Below are 20,466 nucleotides of genomic sequence, written 5' to 3'. Positions count from 1 at the left end.
AGCGAGCGTGCGCGAGGAAACCACTCCGGTCCTGATCGTCGGGGGCGGCTCCGTCGGCCTGTCGGCGTCGCTGTTCCTTTCGTGGCTGGGCGTACGATCCGTCCTGGTCGAGCGGCACGGCACCACCTCCGTCCACCCCCGCGCGTGGGGCTGGTACCCGCGCACGCTGGAGCTGTTCAGGCAGGTGGGCGCGGCGGACCCGATCCTGCGCGAGAGCCTCGGGTTCGCCGGGCACAACCTGAACGGCAAGGTCGAGTCGCTGGCGGGCAAGGAGATCTCCGTCTCCCTCATCCCCGAGCCCGAGGAGGTCGGCGGCGTCAGCCCGATCCCCCGGATCATCTCGCTCCCGCAGGACCGGGTCGAGCCGGTCATCCGCCACCGCGCCGAGGAGCTCGGCGCGGACCTGCGCTTCGCCACCGAGCTCGTCGACCTCGTCCAGGAGGAGGACGGGGTGGTGGCCACCGTCGTGCGCGACGGGGTGAAGCAGACCGTCAGGGCCCGGTACGTGATCGCCGCCGACGGGGCGCGCGGCCGTACCCGGGAGGCGCTCGGCATCGCCCGCCACGGCCGCGGCGTGCTCCGCCACCAGGTCAGCATCCTGTTCCGCGCCGACCTGCGGCAGGCGCTGGGCGGGCGGCGCTTCGCCGTCTGCCAGGTGGACAACCCGGAGGTCGACGGCGTCCTCGGCCACGACGACACCCTCCGGCAGGGCACGCTGATCGTCACCTTCCATCCGGAGCGGGGCGAGCGGGCGGCGGACTTCACGCCCGAGCGCTGCGTCCACCTGGTGCGGGCGGCGGTCGGGCTGCCCGGGCTCGAGGTCGAGCTGCGTGACGTGCTGCCGTGGGAGATGGCCGCGCTCACGGCCGAGACCTACGCCCGCGACGGGGTGTTCCTGGCCGGCGACGCCGCGCACGTGATCCCGCCGGTCGGCGGGTACGGCGCGGGCACCGGCATCCAGGACGTCCACAATCTGGCCTGGAAGCTGCGGGCGGTCCTGGCCGGGTACGCCCCGCCGGACCTGCTCGGCACGTACGACGCCGAGCGCCGCCCCGTCGCCGCCGCCACGGTCGAGCAGGCCGGGCTCCGCCTGGCCGCCCGGGCCGGTTTCGCCACGCCGGAGCAGGCGGCCAGGGTGCAGGACACGATGGCGGTCACGTTCGGCTACACCTACCGCTCGGCCTCGATCCTGCCGGAGGACAACGGGCAGCCGCCGTTCGTCCACCCGAGCCTGCTCACCGGCCGGCCCGGCACGCGGGCGCCGCACCTGTGGGTCCGCCGCGAGGGCACGACCATCTCGACCCTCGACCTGTTCGGCGCGCACCCGGTCCTGCTGGCCGGGGAGGCGGCCACCGATTGGTGCGCCGCCGCCGGCCAGGCCGCGGACGCCCTCGGCGCCCCGCTGCGCGTGCACCGCTTCGGCCGCGACCTGCTGGCCGCGGCGGAGGAGGACCGGTCCTGGTACGACGCCTACGGCATCACCCCGTCGGGCGCCGTCCTCGTCCGTCCGGACGGCTTCGTCTCCTGGCGTGCCCGCTCCTCCCGTCCCTCCCCCGAGACCGCCGTCGGCGCGGCCCTCGCCGCGATGCTGTGCCGGCGCCCGAAGGAAGGCCCATGAGCCCGACACCCATCGCGATCATCGGCGTCGCCTGCCGCCTGCCGGGGGCCGCCGATCCGCGCGCGTACTGGAGGCTGCTGCGCGACGGCGTGAGCGCGGTCCGCGACACCCCGCCGCCCGGCCGGGACCCGCTCGGGCCCGGCGGCTACCTGGACCGCGTAGACGAGTTCGACGCGGCCTTCTTCGGCGTGCCGCCGCGTGAGGCGGCCTCCATGGACCCCCAGCAGCGGCTCATGCTCGAGCTGTGCTGGGAGGCGCTGGAGGACGCGCGCATCGTCCCCGGGCGGCTGCGCGGTGGCCGGGCGGGCGTCGTCATGGGGGCCGCCTCCGACGACTACCTGGCCATGACGTACGGCAGGGCCGCCGCCATCGGCCCCCACACGCTCGTCGGCCTGCAGCGCGGCATGATCGCCAACCGTGTCTCGCACGTGCTGGGGCTGCGCGGCCCGAGCCTCACCGTGGACGCGGGCCAGTGCTCGTCGCTGGTCGCGGTGCACGAGGCGTGCGCCAAGCTCCGGTCGGGGGAGGCCGACGTCGTGCTCGCGGGGGGCGTCAACGTCATCCTGACCGAGGCCGGCAGCCTGAGCGCCCGCCGCTCGGGCGCCCTGTCCCCCGACAGCCGCTGCTTCACCTTCGACGCCCGCGCCAACGGGTACGTCCGGGGCGAGGGCGGGGCGGCGCTCGTGCTGAAGCCGCTGCCCGCCGCGATCGCCGACGGCGACCGTGTCTACTGCGTCATCCGGGCGAGCGCGGTGAACAACGACGGCCCGGCGGACGCGCTGACCGTGCCCAGTGCCCACGCCCAGGAGGAGGTCCTGCGCGCGGCCTACCGGCGGGCCGGGATCGCCCCGTCCGAGGTCGGGTACGTCGAACTGCACGGCACCGGCACCCCGGTCGGCGACCCCGTCGAGGCCACCGCGCTCGGCGCGGTCCTGGGAGCCGCTGGTCCAGACACCCGGCCGGGCGGCCGGGCCGGCGGTCGGGCCGGCGGTCGGGCGCTGCCCGTCGGTTCGGCGAAGACCAACCTCGGCCATCTGGAGGGCGGCGCCGGGATCGCGGGGCTCCTCAAGGCGGCGCTCAGCATCCACGAGGGCGTGATCCCGCCCAGCCTCAACTTCGTCTCCCCGAACCCCCGGATCCCGCTGGAGGAGTTGGGGCTGCGCGTCCCGGTGTCGCCGGAACCGTGGCCGGACGGGCGGCGGGTCGCGGGGGTGTCCTCCTTCGGGATCGGCGGCACCAACTGCCACGTGGTCCTGTCCGACATCCCCGGGGATCGGCGCGCCGCCGAGGTGGCCTCCGGGCCGGAGGGGACGCCGTGGCTGGTGTCGGGCGGGTCCGAGGACGCGCTGCGCGCCCAGGCCGCCGCACTGACGTCCGCCGACGGGGAGCCCGCTGACGTGGGCTTCTCGCTCGCCACCACGCGGACCGCGTTCCCGTACCGGGCGGCGGTGGTCGGCGGCACGACGGAGGAGTACCGCGCGGGCCTGGAGGCGGTCGCCCACGGCGGCCCGGGGCCGAACGTGGTGACCGGGGTGGCGGGCGATGCGGGGCTGGGCTTCCTGTTCCCCGGCCAGGGCAGCCAGTACGCGGGGATGGGCGGGGCGCTGTACGAGGCGTTCCCCGCGTACGCGGCGGCGTTCGACGCGGTCGCGGCCGAGCTGGACCCGCTGCTGCCGCTGCCGCTGAGCCAGGCCCTGGCGTCGAAGGACGCGCTGGAGGACACCCGGTACACCCAGGCGGGCCTGTTCGCCGTGGGGGTCGCACTCTACCGGCTCTTCGAGAGCTGGGGCGTGCGGCCGGACCGGGTGGCCGGGCACTCCGTCGGGGAGATCGCCGCCGTACACGTGGCCGGTGGGCTGCCGCTCGCCGACGCCTGCCGGCTGGTCGCGGCCAGGGGCACGCTGATGGCCGAGCTGGACGAGAGCGGCATCATGATCTCGGTCCAGGCCGCGGAGTCCGACGTGCTCCCGTTGCTGGACCCTGGCGGGCGGGTCGCGATCGCCGCCGTCAACGGCCCCCGTTCCACCGTGATCTCCGGTGCGGCGGACGAGGTGTCGCGGCTGGCCGACCGCCTCACCGCGCTGGGCAGGCGTACCAGACGGCTGGCCACCGGCCGCGCCTTCCACTCCCCGCACATCGACCCGATCATGGACCGCCTGGCGGCCGTGGCGGAGGGCCTCGGGTTCGGCTCCCTCGACGGCGTCCAGATGGTCTCCACGGTCACGGGCCGCCCGATCAGCGCCGGTGAGCTGGCCGACCCTCGTTACTGGGCTCGCCAGGCCCGCCTTCCCGTCCGCTTCGGCGACGCGGTGCACGCGTTGCACGCGGCGGGGGTGGGGACGTTCTGCGAGCTCGGGCCGGGTGGGCAGCTCACCACGATGGGACGCGCGTGCCTGCCCGAGTCCACGGGGGCGGCGTTCGTCGCGTCCCTGCGCCGGGAGAGCGAGCGGCAGTCCGTCCTGCGGGCGCTGGCCGGTCTGTGGGTACGAGGCGTGGACGCGAACTGGCCCGCCGTCTTCGGCCCCGGCAGACGGATCGAGACCCTGCCGACCTACCGGTTCCAGCGAACCCGCCACTGGCTCGACCTGGACCCCACCCCGGCCACCCACGCAGATCCCCCACCCCCAGCCACCCCCTCGGACACCACGCACGCCCCCCAGGATCCCCCACCCCTTGCCACCGCTTCGGACACCGCGTACACCCCCGGAGGACCTGCGCGTCCGGCCGCCCGTGATCGTCCCGTGGATCCGCTCCACCTGGTCCGCGCGCACACCGCCGCCGTACTCGGCCACTCCGGGCCCGAGGCCGTCGATCCCGGCCGTACCTTCAAGGATCTCGGCCTGACGTCGATCACGGCCGTGGAGCTGAGCGCCTCGCTCTCCACCGCCCTCGCCGTGGACCTGCCCCCCACCCTCGCCTTCGACCACCCCACCCCGGCGGCCCTCGCCGCGCACCTCGCGGACCTCCGGAACCGGTCGGCCCCGGTCGCACGTCCCCGCAGGGCGCACTCCGCCGAGCCCTTGGCCATCATCGCGATGAGCTGCCGCTACCCCGGAGGGACACGGTCGTCCACGGACCTGTGGCGGCTCGTCGCGGAGGGCCGTGACGCCATCTCCCCCTTCCCCGCCGACCGCGACTGGGACCTCGGCCGCCTCTACGCCGCCGACCCGGAACTCCCCGGCACCACCTACGCCCGGCACGGCGGCTTCCTGGACGACGTGGCCGGCTTCGACGCCGACTTCTTCGGCGTCAACCCCAAGGAGGCCGAGGCCATGGACCCGCAGCAGCGACTGCTGCTGGAGGTCTCCTGGGAGGCCCTGGAGCGCGCCCGCCTCGACCCGGCTCGCGCCGCCGAGCAGCGCGTGGGCGTCTTCGTCGGCGCCACCACCCAGGAGTACGGCCCCCGCCTCCAGGACGCCGGCCCGATGGGCGGGTACGCGTTCACGGGCAGCACGGTGAGCGTCGCCTCCGGCCGGATCGCGTACTGCCTCGGCCTGACCGGCCCCGCGCTCACCGTGGACACCGCGTGTTCGTCGTCCCTGGTGGCCGTCCACCTGGCGGCCCGTTCACTGCGCGACGGGGAGTGCGACCTGGCGCTGGCGGGCGGGGTCACCGTCATGTCCACGCCGGGGATGTTCGTCGAGTTCAGCAGGCAGCGCGGGCTCGCCCCCGACGGGCGGTGCAAGCCGTTCGCCGCCGCCGCCGACGGCACCGCCTGGGCGGAAGGGGCCGGCATGCTTGCCCTGACCCGCCTGGCGGACGCGGAGGCGGCCGGGCATCCGATCCTCGCGGTCATCCGTGGCAGCGCCATCAACCAGGACGGCGCGAGCAACGGGCTCACCGCGCCGAGCATGCGGGCCCAGGTACGCGTCATCCAGGAGGCCCTCGCCGACGCCGGGCTGCGGCCGGAGGACGTCGACGCCGTCGAGGCCCACGGCACCGGCACCACGCTCGGCGACCCCATCGAGGCAGGCGCCCTCATCGAGGCCTACGGTCCCGGCCGCGCCCCGGACCGGCCGCTCTGGCTGGGATCGCTCAAGTCCAACATCGGCCACGCCCAGGCGGCGGCCGGGGTCGGCGGCGTGATCAAGATGGTCGAGGCCCTCCGCCACGGCACCCTGCCCAAGACCCTCCACCTGGACGAGCCCACCCCGCACGTGGACTGGGCCTCGGGCAAGGTCACCCCGCTAGGCGAGGAGCAGCCCTGGCCCGGCCACGACCGCCCCCGCCGGTGCGGCGTCTCCTCCTTCGGCATCAGCGGCACCAACGCCCACGTCATCCTCGAACAACCACCCCCCACCTCCGTCGGCGTCGCGGGCGACACCGCGGGAGGCGAGGCGACGGACGACACGATCCGCCACGCGGCCGGCCAGACCATAGGAGGCACGGCCGATGGCACGGCACCCGGCGTTACGGGTGGTGGGCTCGTTCCCTGGCTGGTGTCGGCCAAGAGCGATGCCGCGCTGCGCGGGCAGGCCGAGCGTCTCGGGGTGTTCCTCGACGCCGGGCCAACGTCGGCGCTCGACCTCGGGCACGCGCTGGCCATGACCCGAGCCCGGTTCGGCCACCGCGCGGTGGTGCTCGCGGACCAGACCACCGACCGCACCCCCACCGCCGACCCCGCCACCGCCGCCGCCACCACCACCACCACCACCACCACCACCACCAGCCAAGACAACGCCACCACCCATGACAACTCCACCGCCCGTGACGCCGTCGCCGCGCTCGCGGCCGGGCGGACCGCGCCGCGTCTGGTTCGCGGACGGACGGTGCCGGGCAGGTCCGTGTTCGTCTTTCCCGGTCAGGGCTCGCAGTGGCCCGGCATGGGCATGGACCTCGCACGAACCGACCGCGTCTTCGACGAGCGCCTCCGGGAGTGCGCGGACGCGCTCTCCCCGCACGTGGACTGGTCGCTCTTGGACGTCCTGCGCGGCGCGCCGGGCAGCCCCGAGCTGGACCGCGTGGACGTCGTGCAGCCCGCGCTCTTCGCCATGATGGTGGCGCTGGCGGCCCTGTGGGAGTCGTGGGGCGTACGCCCCGAAGCGGTCATCGGCCACTCGCAAGGGGAGATCGCCGCGGCCTGCGTCGCCGGGGCGCTCTCCCTGGAGGACGCCGCCGCCGTCGCCGCCATCCGCAGCCAGGTCATCGCGGAGCTGGCCGGCAGCGGCGGCATGGGCTCGATCGCCCTGCCCGCCGACGAGGTCAGGGCCAGGCTCGACGGCACCGGGCTGCACGTGGCCGCCGTCAACGGGCCGGCGTCCGTGGTGGTCGCCGGCGAGGTGGCCGAGCTGGCCGACTTCCTGGCCCGCGCCGAGGCGGACGGCCTGCACGCGCGGCGGGTCAACGTCGACTACGCCTCCCACACCCCGCACATGGCGCCGATCCGCGACCGGCTGCTCGCCCGCCTCGACGGCATCAAGCCCCGCGAGGCGTCGATCCCGTTCCGGTCCACGACCCGTGGCGCCCTCCTGTCCGGTACGGAACTGGACGCCTCCTACTGGTACGAGAACCTCCGCTCCCCCGTCCTGTTCGAGGACGCCGTCGCCGCGCTCGCGGAGACGGGACACGGGCGGTTCATCGAGGTCAGCCCGCACCCGGTGATGACGATCGGGGTGAGCGAGACCCTGGACTCGCGCGGCGTGACGGGAGCCGCCCACGGCAGCCTGCAGCGGGACGGCGGATGGCCGCGGTTCCTCGCCGCCCTCGCGGAGGCGTACGTGCACGGCGCTCCGGTGACGTGGGAGCGGCTGTTGGAGGGGCGCCGCGGCGTACCGCTCGACCTGCCCACCTACGCCTTCCAGCACCGGCGCTTCTGGAGCCCGCCGCCGGCCGGGGCGGACCTGCGCGAGTCCGGGCTGTCGTGCGACCGCCACCCCTTCCTGGGCGCCCAGGCGCGGCTGCCCGCCGGCGACGGCCTGCTGCTCAGCGGGCGGCTGTCCCGCGAGGGCTGGCTGCGCGACCACGCGGTACGGGGCCGGGTGCTCCTGCCCGGCACGGCGTTCCTCGAGCTCGCCGCGCACGCCGGAGAGCTCACCGGCCGGGACGGGGTCGGCGAGCTCACGCTGGAACACCCTCTCGTGCTGCCGGAGCGCGGCGGCCTGCGGCTTCGGGTGACGGCGGAGAACGGCGTCCTGACCGTGCACTCCCAGCCCGAGGACGACGCCGAGCTCGCTCCCTGGACCCTGCACGCCACCGGCACCCTGGAACCCGGCCAGGCCCCCGCGCCCCAGGACGACACCGCCTGGCCGCCACCGGGGGCGGACGAGATCGACCTGGACGGCGCCTACGCCGACCTGGCCGCGCGGGGGCACGAATACGGCCCGGCGTTCCGCGGGCTACGCCGCGCCTTCCACCTCGGCGACGAGGTACTCGCCGAGGTGGCGCTCCCACCGGACCTCATCCCCAGCACCCTCGCCGAGGCGACACCGCCGCCCAGCGCCGCCCAGAACGGCCCCGGCCAGAACGCCCCCGCCGGGCAGGGCGCGTCCCAAGGCGGTGGTGGGTTCGGGGTGCATCCCGCGCTGCTCGACGCCGCTCTGCACGCCTGGCTGCTGGCCAGGGAGTCCCGCGTGGTCCTCCCCTTCGCCTGGCGCGGCGCGCGGATCCACGCCCGCGGCGCGACCGAGCTCCGCGTACGCATGGCCCAGGTCCCCGGCACGGGCGAGCTCGCGCTCTCCGCGACGGACGCCGCCGGCCGCCCGGTGCTCTCCGTGGCGGGCCTCACGCTGCGCCCGGCCCCGACCGGCGACCGGGAGGCGCTGTTCCAGATCCGGTGGCGCCCGGCGGACCATCTGCCGGAGCCCGCCGCGGGGAGCCGCTGCGCGAGCATCGGCGACGTGCCCGGCACGCCGCCCTGTGACCGCTACCCGGACCCGCCCGCTCTCGGCGCGGCCCTGCGCTCGGGCGCCGCCGCCCCGGCGTTCGCGGTCACCGCGATCATCTCGCGCTCCCCCGGCGCGGCGGCGCGGGAGGCTCTCGCGGTGCTCCGGTCCTGGCTGGCCACAGACGGCCTGGAGGACGTGCGCCTGATCGTCCTGACCCGCCCGGGTCCGGCCCACGCGCCCGTGTCCGGCCTGCTGCGATCGGCGCAGTCGGAACATCCCGGACGTTTCATCGTTCTGGAGGCGTCCGGCCCGCTCACCGCCGACGCCCTCGCCCGCGCGGCGGCGGGCGGCGACGAGCCGCAGCTCCGTTTCGACGGCTCGCGCTTCCGCGTCCCCCGCCTGTCCAGGCCCGCCACGGAGGAGCTGCTGACCCCGCCGGGGAGCGGCCCGTGGCGGCTCGACGTCACGGCGAAGGGCCTCATCGAGAACCTCACGCTGCTCCCGGCCGGGCAGGAGCCGCTCGGCCCCGGCATGGTACGGGTGGGCGTGCGCGCGGCGGGCCTCAACTTCCGGGACGTCGTCGTGGCGCTGGGATTCGTCCCGGGTGAGGAGGGGCTCGGGCTCGAGGGCGCCGGCGTGGTGCTGGAGACGGGGCCCGGGGTGAGCGGCCTGAGCCCGGGAGACCGGGTGTTCGGGCTGATGCGGGACGCGTTCGGCCCCGTCGCCGTGGCGGACGCGCGCACGCTGGCCCCCGTCCCCGAGGGCTGGACGTTCGCCCAGGCCGCGTCCGTCCCGGTCGTCTTCCTCACCGCGTATTTGGGGCTCGTGGACGTGACAGGGCTGCGGCGCGGCGAGCGGCTGGTCGTGCACGCGGCGGCGGGCGGTGTGGGCATGGCCGCCGTGCAGCTCGCCCGGCACCTGGGTGCGGAGGTCTTCGGCACCGCCCATCCCCGCAAGTGGGACGTCCTGCGCGGCATGGGGCTGGACGACGCCCACATCGCCTCCTCCCGGTCGCTGGAGTTCGCCGACGCCTTCCCTGCGGCCGACGTGGTGCTCAACTCGCTGGCCGGGGAGTTCGTCGACGCCTCGCTGCGGCTGCTCGGGCCGGGCGGGCGCTTCGCCGAGATGGGCAAGAGCGACCTGCGCGACCCCGGGGCGGTGGCGGCGGCGCATCCGGGGGTGACGTACCGGCCGTTCAACCTGCCCGACGTGCCGCCGGGCCGGATCCGGGAGATCTTCGAGGCGATCATGCCGCTGTTCGGGCGCGGGGTGCTCCGGCCCCTGCCGGTGACGGCGCGCAGCATCCGCCGGGCGCGGTCGGCGTTCCGCGACATGAGCAGGAGCCGCCACACCGGAAAGATCGTGCTGACCGTCCCCCGTCCCATCGATCGGGACGGCACCGTCCTGATCACGGGCGGCACCGGTACGCTGGCCGCCCACGTCGCCCGTCACCTGGTCACCCGGCACGGGGTCACCCGCCTCGTGCTGGCCGGACGGCGCGGCCCGACCCCGGAGACCGCGGAGCTCAGCGCCGAGCTGGCCCGGCGGGGCGCGGAGGTGACGGTCGAGACCTGCGACGTCGCCGACCGCCCGGCGCTCGACCGGCTCCTGTCCCGCATCCCGGCCGACCGGCCGCTGACGGCGGTGGTGCACGCGGCCGGGGTGCTGGACGACGGCGTCGTCACCTCACTCACTCCCGAGCGGCTCGACCGGGTGATGCGCCCGAAGGCGATCGCGGCGCTGCACCTGCACGAGGCGACCGCCGCGATGGACCTGTCGGCGTTCGTGCTCTTCTCCTCGGCCTCCGGCGTGCTCGGCGAGCCGGGCCAGGCGAACTACGCCGCCGCCAACGCCTTCCTGGACGCGCTCGCCCGGCACCGCCGCGAACGCGGGCTGCCCGCGACCTCCATCGCCTGGGGGCTGTGGGCCGAGCGCAGCGCCATGACCGGGCATCTCGGCGCGGCCGACCTGGCGCGGATCCGCCGATCGGGCATGGCGCCGCTGCCGACGGCGGAGGCGCTGGAGCTGTTCGACGCGGCGCTGGAGCTGGACGACCCCGGCGCCGTGCCGATGCGCCTCGACCAGCGGGCCGTACGGGAGGCCGGGGTGCCGCCGATCCTGCGGGAGCTGGTCCGGCCCGCGCCCAGGCAGGCCGCGCCGGTCGGCGGGCTGCTGGAGCTGATCTGCGCCGAGGCCGCCGGCGCGCTCGGGTACGGCGAGGGCGCCGTGGCCCCGGACAACGACCTCAAGGAGCTCGGCCTCGACTCGCTCACCGCGATCGAGCTGCGCAACCGGATCGCCGCGGCCACGGGCGTACGGCCGCAGGCCAGCGTCATCCTCCGGGCGCCCACCCCGCTGGCGATCTACCAGCGACTGGCGGCCGAGCTGGCCGGGGAAGGCGCTCCAACCGCGATAGACGGCCCCTCGAACCGGGCCGGAGAAGCTGAGTTCGGCAGGCACTCGTAAAGAAGGGGCGATTCGATGTCAGGTGTCGTCGGATGGATCGACTACTCCAGAAACCTGTCCCTGGAGCGGCCGCTGATGAGCGCGCTCACCGGGACCCTCGCGCAGCGCGGACCGGACGGGGAGACCGTGTGGTCGTCGCCGCACGCGGCGATCGGCTACCGCGAGCTCGACCTCGGGCTCACCGGGGCTCCGTTCGCGCTCGAACCGGGGCCGGTCACCGTCTGTGTGGCCGGGTCGCCGTTCGGGCTCGGCGAACTGCGCGGGCGGCTTCCGTCGGCGCCGACGGGGGCGAGCGCGTCCGAGGTGATCGCCAGGGCGTACCTCGAATGGGGGACGGACTTCGTACCGTGGCTGGACGGGCCGTTCGCGATCGTCATCTGGGACGGCCGCCGGCGGGAGCTGGTGCTGGCCAGGGACCGGATCGGCGGGCAGCCGCTGTTCTACACGGCGACGCCGACCGGGCTGCTGTTCGCCTCGCGGCGCGAGACGCTGCTCGCCCACCCCGAGGTCGCGCCCGTCGTGGACGTGGGCGGGCTGCGGCAGGTCATCTCGCACGCCCTGCCGACCGGGCCCGTGTTCGCGGGCTTCGAGAGCGTGGGGCCGGCCGAGATCGTCACGTTCGACGGTGAGGGCCGGGCGAGCAGGAACCGCTACTGGAGCCTGACCACGCGGGAGCACACCGACGACCTGGACGCCACCGTGGCCAGGATCCGCGAGCTGCTCGAGGAGAGCATCCGGCTGAACGTCCCCGACGACCCCGCGCGGCTCGTCGCCATGCTCTCCGGCGGCATCGACTCCTCGTCCGTGGCCGCGCTGGCCGCCGCCGAGCTGCGGCGACGAGGGCTGGGGCCGCTGCGCACGTTCACGATCGACTATCTCGACAGCGAGTTCCAGGCCGACGTCATGCGCAGGACCAAGGACGCGCCGTACGCGAGCAAGGCCGCCGACCACATCGGCGCCGCGCACACGACGGTGAGCCTGCGGCCGTCCGACATCCTGCACCCGCTGGTCCAGAAGGGGCTCCTCGGCGCCACCGAGTCCCCCGCGCGCATCTACGACATGGACGCCGGGCAGCACATCTTCCTCCGTCACGCCGCCGCGCAGGACGGCCGGATCATCCTGACCGGCTTCGGCGGCGACAACGCGTTCCTGGGCTCCAACTGGGCGATCGACAGGGGGCTCGTGGAGTCGGGCACCTTCCCCTGGCTGGCGCTCGCGCAGCGGCACGGCGCGGCCAACGGCTTCGGCACCGGGCTGCTCAACAAGGAGACGCTCGACGTCCTGGACTTCCCCGTCTACTACCGCGACACCTACGCCACCGCCATCGCCGACGTGGTGCACCTGCCCGGCGAGGACCAGTGGCAACGCCAGCTCCGGCGGGTCTCGCACCTGGTGATGACGCTGTTCAGGACCGACTACGCGATGTTCACCGCCGCGGGGCTCCAGGCGCGCTCGCCGATCAACAGCCACCTGCTGCTGGAGTACGCCTACAACATCCCCGCCGACCTCCAGGCCCACGGCGGGATCGAGAAGGGCCTGCTCCGGGCGGCGGTCAAGGACCTGCTGCCCGAGGAGATCGTCCAGCGGCGGCGCAGCGCCACGCCGGTGAGCAACCACCCGGACTATCCACGGCAGCTCCAGTCCGAGCTCAAGGAGATCCTCGCGGACGGCCACGCCCCCGTCCGGGCGCTGATGGACCTGGAGCTCGCGGCGGCCCGGGCCGGCGACCCGGCGACGCTGGCCGAGAACCGGCTCGCGCGGGCCGACGTCGAGCTCATGATCCAGCTCAACAACTGGCTCACCGCGTACCGGGTGCGATTGGCGCTGCGGTGATCCACAACGACATCCTCAGCACGATCGGCGGCACCCCGGTGGTCCGGCTGCGGCGGCTGACGATCCCCGGCACCGAGATCCTCGTCAAACTGGAGGGCTTCAACCCCGGCGGGAGCATCAAGGACCGCGCGGTGCTCTCCATGATCCGCCGCGCGGAGCTCAACGGACGGCTGCGGCCCGGCGGCACGATCATCGAGTCCACGTCGGGGAACGTGGGCAAGGCCCTGGCGCTGATCGGCGCCGTCAACGGCTACCGCGTGATCCTCGTGGTGGACCCGAACGCGCCCCGGTCGAAGCTCGACTACGTCCGGGCGCTGGGGGCCGAGATCGTGGTCGTGGACACCGCCGACGAGAGCGGCCTGTACCAGCGGCCGCGCATCGCCCGGGTGAAGCAGATGCTGAAGGAGATCCCCGGCTCCTTCTGGCCGGACCAGTACAACAACCCGGACAACCCGCGGGCCCATGCCGAGCAGACGGCGTACGAGGTGCTGGGCGACGTGCCGGCCTTCGACACGCTGGTGACGGCGGTGGGCACCGGCGGCCACATCAGCGGGCTGGCCTCGACGCTCAAACGCGAGCTGCCCCACCTGGTGACGGTCGGGGTGGACGCCCTCGGCTCGGCCGCCATGGGCTTCCCCTTCTCCGGCTACCTCATGCGCGGCCTGGGGCTGCCGTGGCGGCCGGGCTGCCTCGACCTCGATCTCGTGGACCGCGCCCACCTGGTCGCGGACCACGAGGGCATCGCCACCAGCATCGTGCTGGCGAAGACCGAGGGCATCCTGGTGGGCGAGTCGTCGGGGGCGGCGGTGTTCGGCGCGCTGCACCACGCGCACCGCCATCCCGGCTGCCGGATCGTCGTGGTCGCCGCGGACGACGGCACGCACTACCTCGGTGAGTCGTTCGACGAGGGCTGGCTGCGCGAGCGCGGCCTGCACGAGGCGATCTTCGGTGCCGGGCTGACCGATCCCGAACGGCTGGTCAAGGCCGCGCGCACTCCCCAGTCCCAGCCGGTAGCCCTCGGCCGGAACTACGCCATCACCCGATGAGGAGGGTCCACGCATGCCCGCGAACGTCGAACGGCTGCGCAGGCGGATGGACGAGCTCGGCCTCGACGCCGTGGTCGCGACCACGAAGGAGAACGTCTGCTACCTGACGGGGATCACGAACGTGACCCTGTCCGTCCATCCGCACGGCGGGCAGTGCTACGCCCTGGTGACGCGCGACCGGCCCGACCGGCCGTACGTCGTCTCGCCGCGCTGCGACCTCGACCAGACGCTCGACGCCGACGTACGGCCGGCCGAGGCCATCGGTTTCGGGGACTTCTTCCGCGAGATCGAGCCGGACGCGCGGCTGGACGCGGCCGAGACCGACCTGCGCCGCGTCGCCGTGGACGGGCCGCACGCGGCCACCGCCATGGACGCCCTGGTACTGGCGGCGGGCCGGGCGGGCTGCGCGGCCGGTGCCATCGCGGTGGACGAGGACGGGGTGCCGCACGGCTTCGTCGACGCGCTCCGCGACGCCCTGCCGGGCGTCCGCGCGGGTGCCGACGTGCTCCGCTGGGCCAGGAAGGTGAAGACCCCGGCGGAGATCGAGCGGCTGACGGAGGCGGCGGCGATCACCGAGGACGCCGTACGCGCCGCGACCGCGATCGCCCGGCCCGGCGTCACCGAGATCGACCTGGTCCGCGAGTTCGAGCGCACGATCGTGGGGGCTGGGGCGCGCCCCGGGTTCACGCTGATCAAGTTCGGCCGGGCGGCGGTCGGCGGCCAGCGGCTCCCCCGGGACGTGCCGCTACGGGCGGGCGAGGCGATCTGGATGGACGTGGGCTGCGTGCACCGGGGCTACTGGTCGGACCTCGCCCGCGTCTACAACATGGGCGAGCCCGCGGAGAAGCTGGCCCGCTATCACGCGGCCATGAAGGCGGGCACGGACCGGGCGCTCGCCGAGGCCCGGCCCGGGATGAGCGGCAAGGAACTGTTCGACCTGGTGGTCGACGCGGTACGCGGGGCGGGCGTGCCGCACTACCGCCGCCAGCACGTGGGGCACGGCATCGGCGTGGAGATCTACGACCGGGTGCTCATCACGCCCACCAGCGACGACCTGCTCGAAGAGGGCACGGTCGTCAACGCGGAGACGCCGTACCACGAGCTGGGCTTCGGCTCGGTGCAGGTGGAGGACCCGTTCGTGGTCGGGCGGACGGGCAACACGCTGCTGACCTCGCTCGGCCGCGACCTGACGACGTTGCGGTGAGCCAAGACCTGACAAAGGTTCGGTTCCGATGTGATCACCCGGCCGGACGAAACCCGGCCTAGTGGGCACTTTCCTCCATATCGGCTGTTTCGGACACTGGCCCGGATCGAGCCCGAGGAGGAGCATGTACCGTCCGCTCGGCATCGTCGTCATCGCCACGCTGACCGTCGTCATGGCGCGGCCCGCCGCCGCCGCGTCCGACGTGGACACCATCGCCCATCGCGGCGGCTCGGCCCAGGCGCCGGAGAACACGATCGCCGCGTGCGCCCTGGCTTCGGCTCAGGGGGCCGACATGTGCGAGCTCGACGTCCAGCAGACCAAGGACCGCCGGCTCGTCCTCATGCACGACCAGACCCTGTCCCGTACGACCAACGTCGAGAAGGTCTTCCCCGGGCGGTCCCCGTGGCGGGTCTCCGACTTCACCCTCGCGGAGATCCGCCGCCTGGACGCCGGCTCCTGGTTCTCCCCCGCCTACCGGGGCGAGGGCGTGCCCACGCTCACGCAGGCCCTCCAGACGATGGGCGGCCGGACCGGCCTGCTCCTGGAGATCAAACACTCCCCGCACAGCCCCGACATCGACCGGCGGGTGGCCGCCGAACTGCAGGAGAACCGCGCGTTGTGGAGCGGCAAACGGCTGGCCCTGCAGGCGTTCGGCTGGGCTTCGATGCGGATCCTGCACAGCATGCTCCCGGACGTCCCCGTCGCCCTGCTCGGCAAGCCCCCGGCCGCCCGCCTCCCGGAGCTGGCCCGCTACGCCGCCGGGATCACCCTCCCGCACACCGGCCTCACCGCCGGGTACGTCGACAAGGTCCACGACCGCGGCATGCGGGTCTACACCTGGACGGCGGACAGGCCGGCCGTGATCCGGCGGCTGATCTCGTACGGGGTGGACGGCATCATGACCAACGCCCCGGCCCGCCTCCGGAACGTCCACGAACGGGCCGCCCGGTAGCGGGCGGCCGGGGTCCGGTGCGTCACGCGTACGCCGCGGTGAGTTCCCTGCGCAGCTCGCGGGCCTGGTGCTGATAGTGGGTGGCCAGCGTGGTGCGGCCCGCCGAACGGTAGAGCTCGCTCAGCGTCTGGTACGTGTCGGCCACCCCGCTCCGGTCCCCGAGCTGCTGGAAGATCGCCAGTGACCGCTGGAGCTGGTCCGACCCGTCCGTGCGCTCGCCCCGCGCCACCTGGAGCCCGCCCAGGTTGCGCATCGCGTACGCGCCGCAGTGCCGGTCCCCGAGCGCCTCGAAGATGTCCAGCGCGTGCCCCTGGCAGCGCAGGGCCCGCTCCGACTCGGCCACCAGGTCGTACAGGCGGCCGAGCTGCATGGACACGCACCCCTCGCGGTGCGCGTCGCCGAGCTCCTCGGCCAGCCGTAGCGCCTCGCCCAGCCAGCGCGAGGCCTGGCGGGGATCCCGCAGCGACAGGTACACGCGGCCGATCGCCTGCCGCGCGTACGCCTCGCCGCTGCGGTCGCCGATCGCCACGAACATGGCCAGCGCGTGCCGGAACGACCCGAGGGCCCGGAAGTGACGTCCGGAGAACTGGTTGACCGCCCCCAGCCCGCAGATGGAGATCGCCTCGCTGCGCGTCTCGCCCAGTTGGCGGAACAGCGTCCGCGCCTGCCGGAACATGTCGTCGGACTCGGCGTAGCGGTCCTGGTAGAGGTACACCTGCGCGAGACCGCGCAGCATCGCCGCCTCACCGTGGCGGTCGCCCGCCGCGCGGGCGCTGTCGAGGGCGATCCGGTGCGTGAGCTGCCATTCGTCCACGCGGCAGTGCAGGTCGAAATACGGTACGAGCGTCGCGGCCAGCCCCCACGCCGACTGCGCCAGCCCCGCGTCGGCGGCCAGCCGGACGGCGTCCACCAGGGAGTCCCGCTCCGCGTCCAGCCACGGCAGCGGCTCGGCCGTCAGCCGCGCGAGCGTCTCCCCTTCCGGGCTCCAGCGGGGCGCCATCTCGGGCGTCAGCCCGAACAGCGTGGTCGGCAGCCGGGACGTGGCCCGCTCGGCGGCGCTCAGCCAGCCGCCGAGCACCCGGACGAGGGCGTGCCGCTCGTCCCCGCCCGCCTTCTCCCGCGCGGCGCAGCGGAGCAGGTCGTGCAGCCGGTAGCGGGGCTGCCCGGCCGGGTCGGTGCCGGCCAGCCGCAGCAGGTTCGCGTCCACGAGCGTGTCCACCACGGCCTCGGAGCGATGCCGGTCGAGGACGGCGTCGGCCACCCAGCCCGGCACCGACAGAGGGCCGAGCAGCCCGAGCGCGCGGAAGGCCAGGGCCGCGTCGCCGGGCAGCCGCCGGTAGCTCAGCTCGAACGAGCCGCGTAGGTCGAGGTCTCCGGCGCGCAGCTCGTCGAGCCGGCTCGTCTCGTCGTCCAGGCGCTGCCGCAGCACGCTCAGCGGCCATCCGGGCCGCCCGGCCAGCCGCGCCCCCGCCACCCTGACGGCGAGCGGCAGGTAGCCGCAGGAGCGGACGATCGCCTGGGCGGCCTCGCGTTCACGCGCCACCCGGTCGGCGCCGGCGATCCTGGCGAGGAGTTCCTCGGCCTCATCCGGCGGCAGGACATCGAGCTCGAGCTGCAGCGCCCCGGGTAACTCCGCGATCCGGCGCCGGCTCGTGACGAGGACCGCGCAGCCGCTGCCGGGGAGCAGGGCGCGGATCTGGGCGGTGTCGGCGGCGTCGTCGAGGAAGACGAGCATCGGGCGCTGGGCCAGCAGCGAGCGGTACAACGAGGCCCGCTCGCGCACCGTGGACGGCTGGACCGCGTCGCCGACCCCCAGCGCCCGCAGCGCCTCGGCCAGAAGCTCGGCGGGGTCGGCGGGCTCCGCGTCGGTGCCGCCCAGGCACAGGTAGAGCTGCCCCGCCGGGTACTCGGCCCGTACGGCGTGCGCGCAGTGCACGGCCAGCGCCGACTTGCCCACGCCCGGCGGCCCGGTCACGACGGCGATCGACGGCGGCCCGGCCGGCCGCAGCCCGGCGGGCGACAGGGCCCGGGTCAGGGCGGTCACGGCCCGCTTCCGGCCGGTGAAGTCGGGCACGTCCGCGGGAAGCTGCTGAGGGGCGGTCATGGCCGGCAAAGGCTGGGGCGCCAGAGGCATGAGGGGCACGCGGGACATGAGGGGCGTGGAAGACAGCGGAGCCGACAACGGAGCCGACAACGGGGGCGGCAGCGTGGACGGCAGGGGTGACGCGGCCGTCGCGGGATCTCCTGACAGGACGCACGCCTGCACGTCCCGCAGCTCCTGGCCCGGTTCGATGCCGAGGTCGTCCACGAGCTGCCGCCGGATCGTCGTGTACGCCTGTAGCGCCTCGGCCCGCCGCCCGCTGTGGTGCAGGGCCAGGATCAGCCGCTGCCACAGATCCTCCCGGTACGGATGCTCCCCGATGAGCTCCCGCAGGTCGTCGATGGCGGCCGCGTGCTCACCACGGAGCAGCCTCATGATGACGAACTCCTCGACCGCGGCCAGCCGGGCTTGGGCGAGCGAGCGTAGGTGCTCGTCCCACAGCGGGCTGGCGGGCAGGTCGCCCAGAGGCGTGCCCCGCCACAGCGCGAGCGCCTCCCGCAGGAGCCCGTACCCCTCCTCGGTACGCCCCGCCTCCTGCGCCCTGGCCACCAGGTGCACGAACCGCAGCGCGTCGAGCTCCTCCGCCTCCACCTCGACCGCGTACCCGGACGGGTGGGCCGCGATCCGCACGCCGATGGAGCGCAACGAGCTCACGTACGTACGCAGGTTCGCCACCGCGGACGACGGCCGTGCGCGCGGCCACAGCACCTCGGCCAGGAGGTCCGCGGGGACCGTCTGGTTCGCGTCCAAGAGCAGCGAAGCGAGCAGAAGCCTGGGCTTCCTACCCGCGATCTTCAGGGGCCCCTCCGGGACCCGGACCTGTAACGGCCCGAGCACCCCGAATGTGGGCTGATCAACCACCACGACCGCGCGTTCTCCTCAGCTGGAGGTCTTGCTAACGTCCGTCAGGTTTGGCGTTCAAGCTGGCACGGCCTTTATACCGATTTTGGATGTTCTCTGTATGCCGTACCCGCAATCTTGATCCCCAGCAAGAGCGCTTCGAGAGATCCAACGGACGGTTCGCGGCGTCGGCAGGGCATCGCCGCCGGCGCGCGCAGAAAGGTATCCGCATGAGACCCAGAGGGGTGCTTACCGCGGGGTTCGCCCTGCTTGTCGGCCTAGCCACGGGCCCGGTCGCGGCGTCCGCCGCGTGGGCCGCGCCGACTCCGGCCCCGTCGCCCTCGCCGTCGCCGACGAGCACGGCGGCGCCCGCTCCCGACGAGAACAACGACCCGGACAACCAGGTCGACGTTCCCGAGGTGTCGACCCTGGCCGCGCCGAAATTCCAGCTCCCGTTCCCGTGTGGCCAGAAGTGGACGGGCAAGTCCAGCGGAAGCAGCGCGCACACGTCGTACGAGATCGACTTCAACCGCGGCAGCACGGCCGAGGCCGACAAGGGCGACACCGTGCTCGCGGCCGCGGCGGGCACCGTGGTCATCTCGGCCCACCAGGGCTCGGTCAACGGCTACGGCAACCTCGTCAAGATCGACCACGGTGGCGGCTGGCAGACGTACTACGCGCACCTGAACTCGCGTTCGGTCAGCGCCGGCGCCCAGGTCGCGCAGGGTGCGAAGATCGGCACCGTCGGCCGGACCAGCAAGCCGGGCAACAACATCAGCTCGCACCTGCACTACGAGGTGCGCCAGGGCTCCGGCTACCCGGGCAACGTGCGCAAGGCCACCTTCAACGGGGCCACCTTCGGCTACCCGACCGCGGCGGTCACCTCCAACAACAAGTGCGGCGGTGGCGGCAGCACCAACCCGCACACGGGCCAGTCGGTCTGCGGCTCCGGCTACAAGGTGATCGACTCCGCGGCCCTCGGGTCGGGCGGCAACGTCTACCTGCTGTACAACGCCGGTAACGGCAGCAACTGCGTGGCCACGATCAAGAAGACCTCCCTGGGCAAGGCCACGGCGGCCACCGCCTACCTGGAGGTGGTCGGCAAGCCACGCGCCACCGACAGCGGGAGCTACGCGTACTACGCGGGTCCCGTGCGGGGCTCGGCGGCCGGCAAGTGCGTGAAGTGGGGCGGCAAGGTCGGCGCCACCGCGTACAACAGTCCTCCTGAGCACTGCGGCTAGTCGGACGCGAACAGACCGGGTGCCCGGACCGCGCGCGGCGGTCCGGGCATCCGCCTGTTCAGAACCCGATCAGCTTCGGCCCCTGGACGCAGGGCCCGAACAGGCGGGGCACGGTGGCGCGCACCTCGGCGATCTTCTCGGGGGGCAGGTCGAGGCGGACCTCGAAGACGGTCTCGGTCTCCAGCACGTCGGCGGCCTCACCGGTCAACCCCAGCCGCAGCTCGGGACCGTCGAGGGTGGGGCCGGCCCACTGCGGCGCGAAGTCACGCCGGTAGAGCCACGACGCCACGGCCGCGGCCCAGTGATCCATGGCCGGGACAGTAACGGCCCGTGCCGACAGT

9 protein-coding genes are annotated in these 20,466 nt (G+C 74.3%); 7 read left to right on the top strand and 2 right to left on the bottom strand.

Annotated elements, in window-relative coordinates:
• Window positions 1–7: 7 nt before the first annotated feature.
• The 6 genes from AB0I15_RS15185 to AB0I15_RS15160 all read left to right on the top strand — a co-directional run bounded on the left by AB0I15_RS15185 (window position 8) and on the right by AB0I15_RS15160 (window position 15,943).
• The gene (locus AB0I15_RS15185) at window positions 8–1,618 is read left to right on the top strand and encodes an FAD-dependent monooxygenase (RefSeq protein WP_358094989.1); all 1,611 of its coding nucleotides are present in this window, start codon (window positions 8–10) and stop codon (window positions 1,616–1,618) included.
• Window positions 1,615–10,908 carry a type I polyketide synthase gene (locus tag AB0I15_RS15180; protein ID WP_358094987.1) on the top strand — a complete coding sequence of 3,098 codons (9,294 nt, stop codon included), beginning with the start codon at window positions 1,615–1,617 and terminating at the stop codon, window positions 10,906–10,908. The genes AB0I15_RS15185 and AB0I15_RS15180 overlap by 4 nt, the downstream gene beginning before the upstream one ends.
• 15 nt (window positions 10,909–10,923) lie before the next feature.
• Window positions 10,924–12,741 carry an asparagine synthase-related protein gene (locus AB0I15_RS15175; RefSeq protein WP_358094985.1) on the top strand — a complete coding sequence of 606 codons (1,818 nt, stop codon included), beginning with the start codon at window positions 10,924–10,926 and terminating at the stop codon, window positions 12,739–12,741.
• Window positions 12,738–13,787 (top strand): cysteine synthase family protein, encoded by a 1,050-nt coding sequence (locus tag AB0I15_RS15170; RefSeq protein WP_358094983.1) that lies wholly within the window; start codon window positions 12,738–12,740, stop codon window positions 13,785–13,787. Before AB0I15_RS15175 ends, AB0I15_RS15170 begins: the two co-directional genes overlap by 4 nt.
• A 13-nt stretch (window positions 13,788–13,800) precedes the next feature.
• Window positions 13,801–14,991 carry a Xaa-Pro peptidase family protein gene (locus AB0I15_RS15165; RefSeq protein ID WP_358094981.1) on the top strand — a complete coding sequence of 397 codons (1,191 nt, stop codon included), beginning with the start codon at window positions 13,801–13,803 and terminating at the stop codon, window positions 14,989–14,991.
• Between the two features lie 124 nt (window positions 14,992–15,115).
• On the top strand, window positions 15,116–15,943 hold the full coding sequence (locus tag AB0I15_RS15160) for a glycerophosphodiester phosphodiesterase family protein (protein WP_358094979.1): 828 nt from the start codon (window positions 15,116–15,118) through the stop codon (window positions 15,941–15,943).
• A gap of 22 nt (window positions 15,944–15,965) precedes the next feature.
• Here AB0I15_RS15160 and AB0I15_RS15155 read toward each other — a convergent pair whose 3' ends face one another.
• Window positions 15,966–18,794, bottom strand: a complete 2,829-nt coding sequence (locus AB0I15_RS15155; protein WP_358094977.1) for a BTAD domain-containing putative transcriptional regulator — start codon at window positions 18,792–18,794, stop codon at window positions 15,966–15,968.
• Between the two features lie 320 nt (window positions 18,795–19,114).
• Between AB0I15_RS15155 and AB0I15_RS15150 the strand changes: the two genes are divergently transcribed.
• Window positions 19,115–20,125 (top strand): M23 family metallopeptidase, encoded by a 1,011-nt coding sequence (locus AB0I15_RS15150; RefSeq protein WP_358094975.1) that lies wholly within the window; start codon window positions 19,115–19,117, stop codon window positions 20,123–20,125.
• 58 nt (window positions 20,126–20,183) lie between these two features.
• On the opposite strand, the gene AB0I15_RS15145 is transcribed toward AB0I15_RS15150, so the two are convergent.
• Window positions 20,184–20,435 carry a hypothetical protein gene (locus AB0I15_RS15145; RefSeq protein ID WP_358094973.1) on the bottom strand — a complete coding sequence of 84 codons (252 nt, stop codon included), beginning with the start codon at window positions 20,433–20,435 and terminating at the stop codon, window positions 20,184–20,186.
• Window positions 20,436–20,466 lie beyond the last annotated feature (31 nt).

The organism is Nonomuraea sp. NPDC050643 (genome assembly GCF_040654715.1).
Lineage (GTDB): Bacteria > Actinomycetota > Actinomycetes > Streptosporangiales > Streptosporangiaceae > Nonomuraea.
Note: the sequence above shows the minus strand (reverse complement) of the source record. Positions and strands in the feature narration are given on the sequence as shown.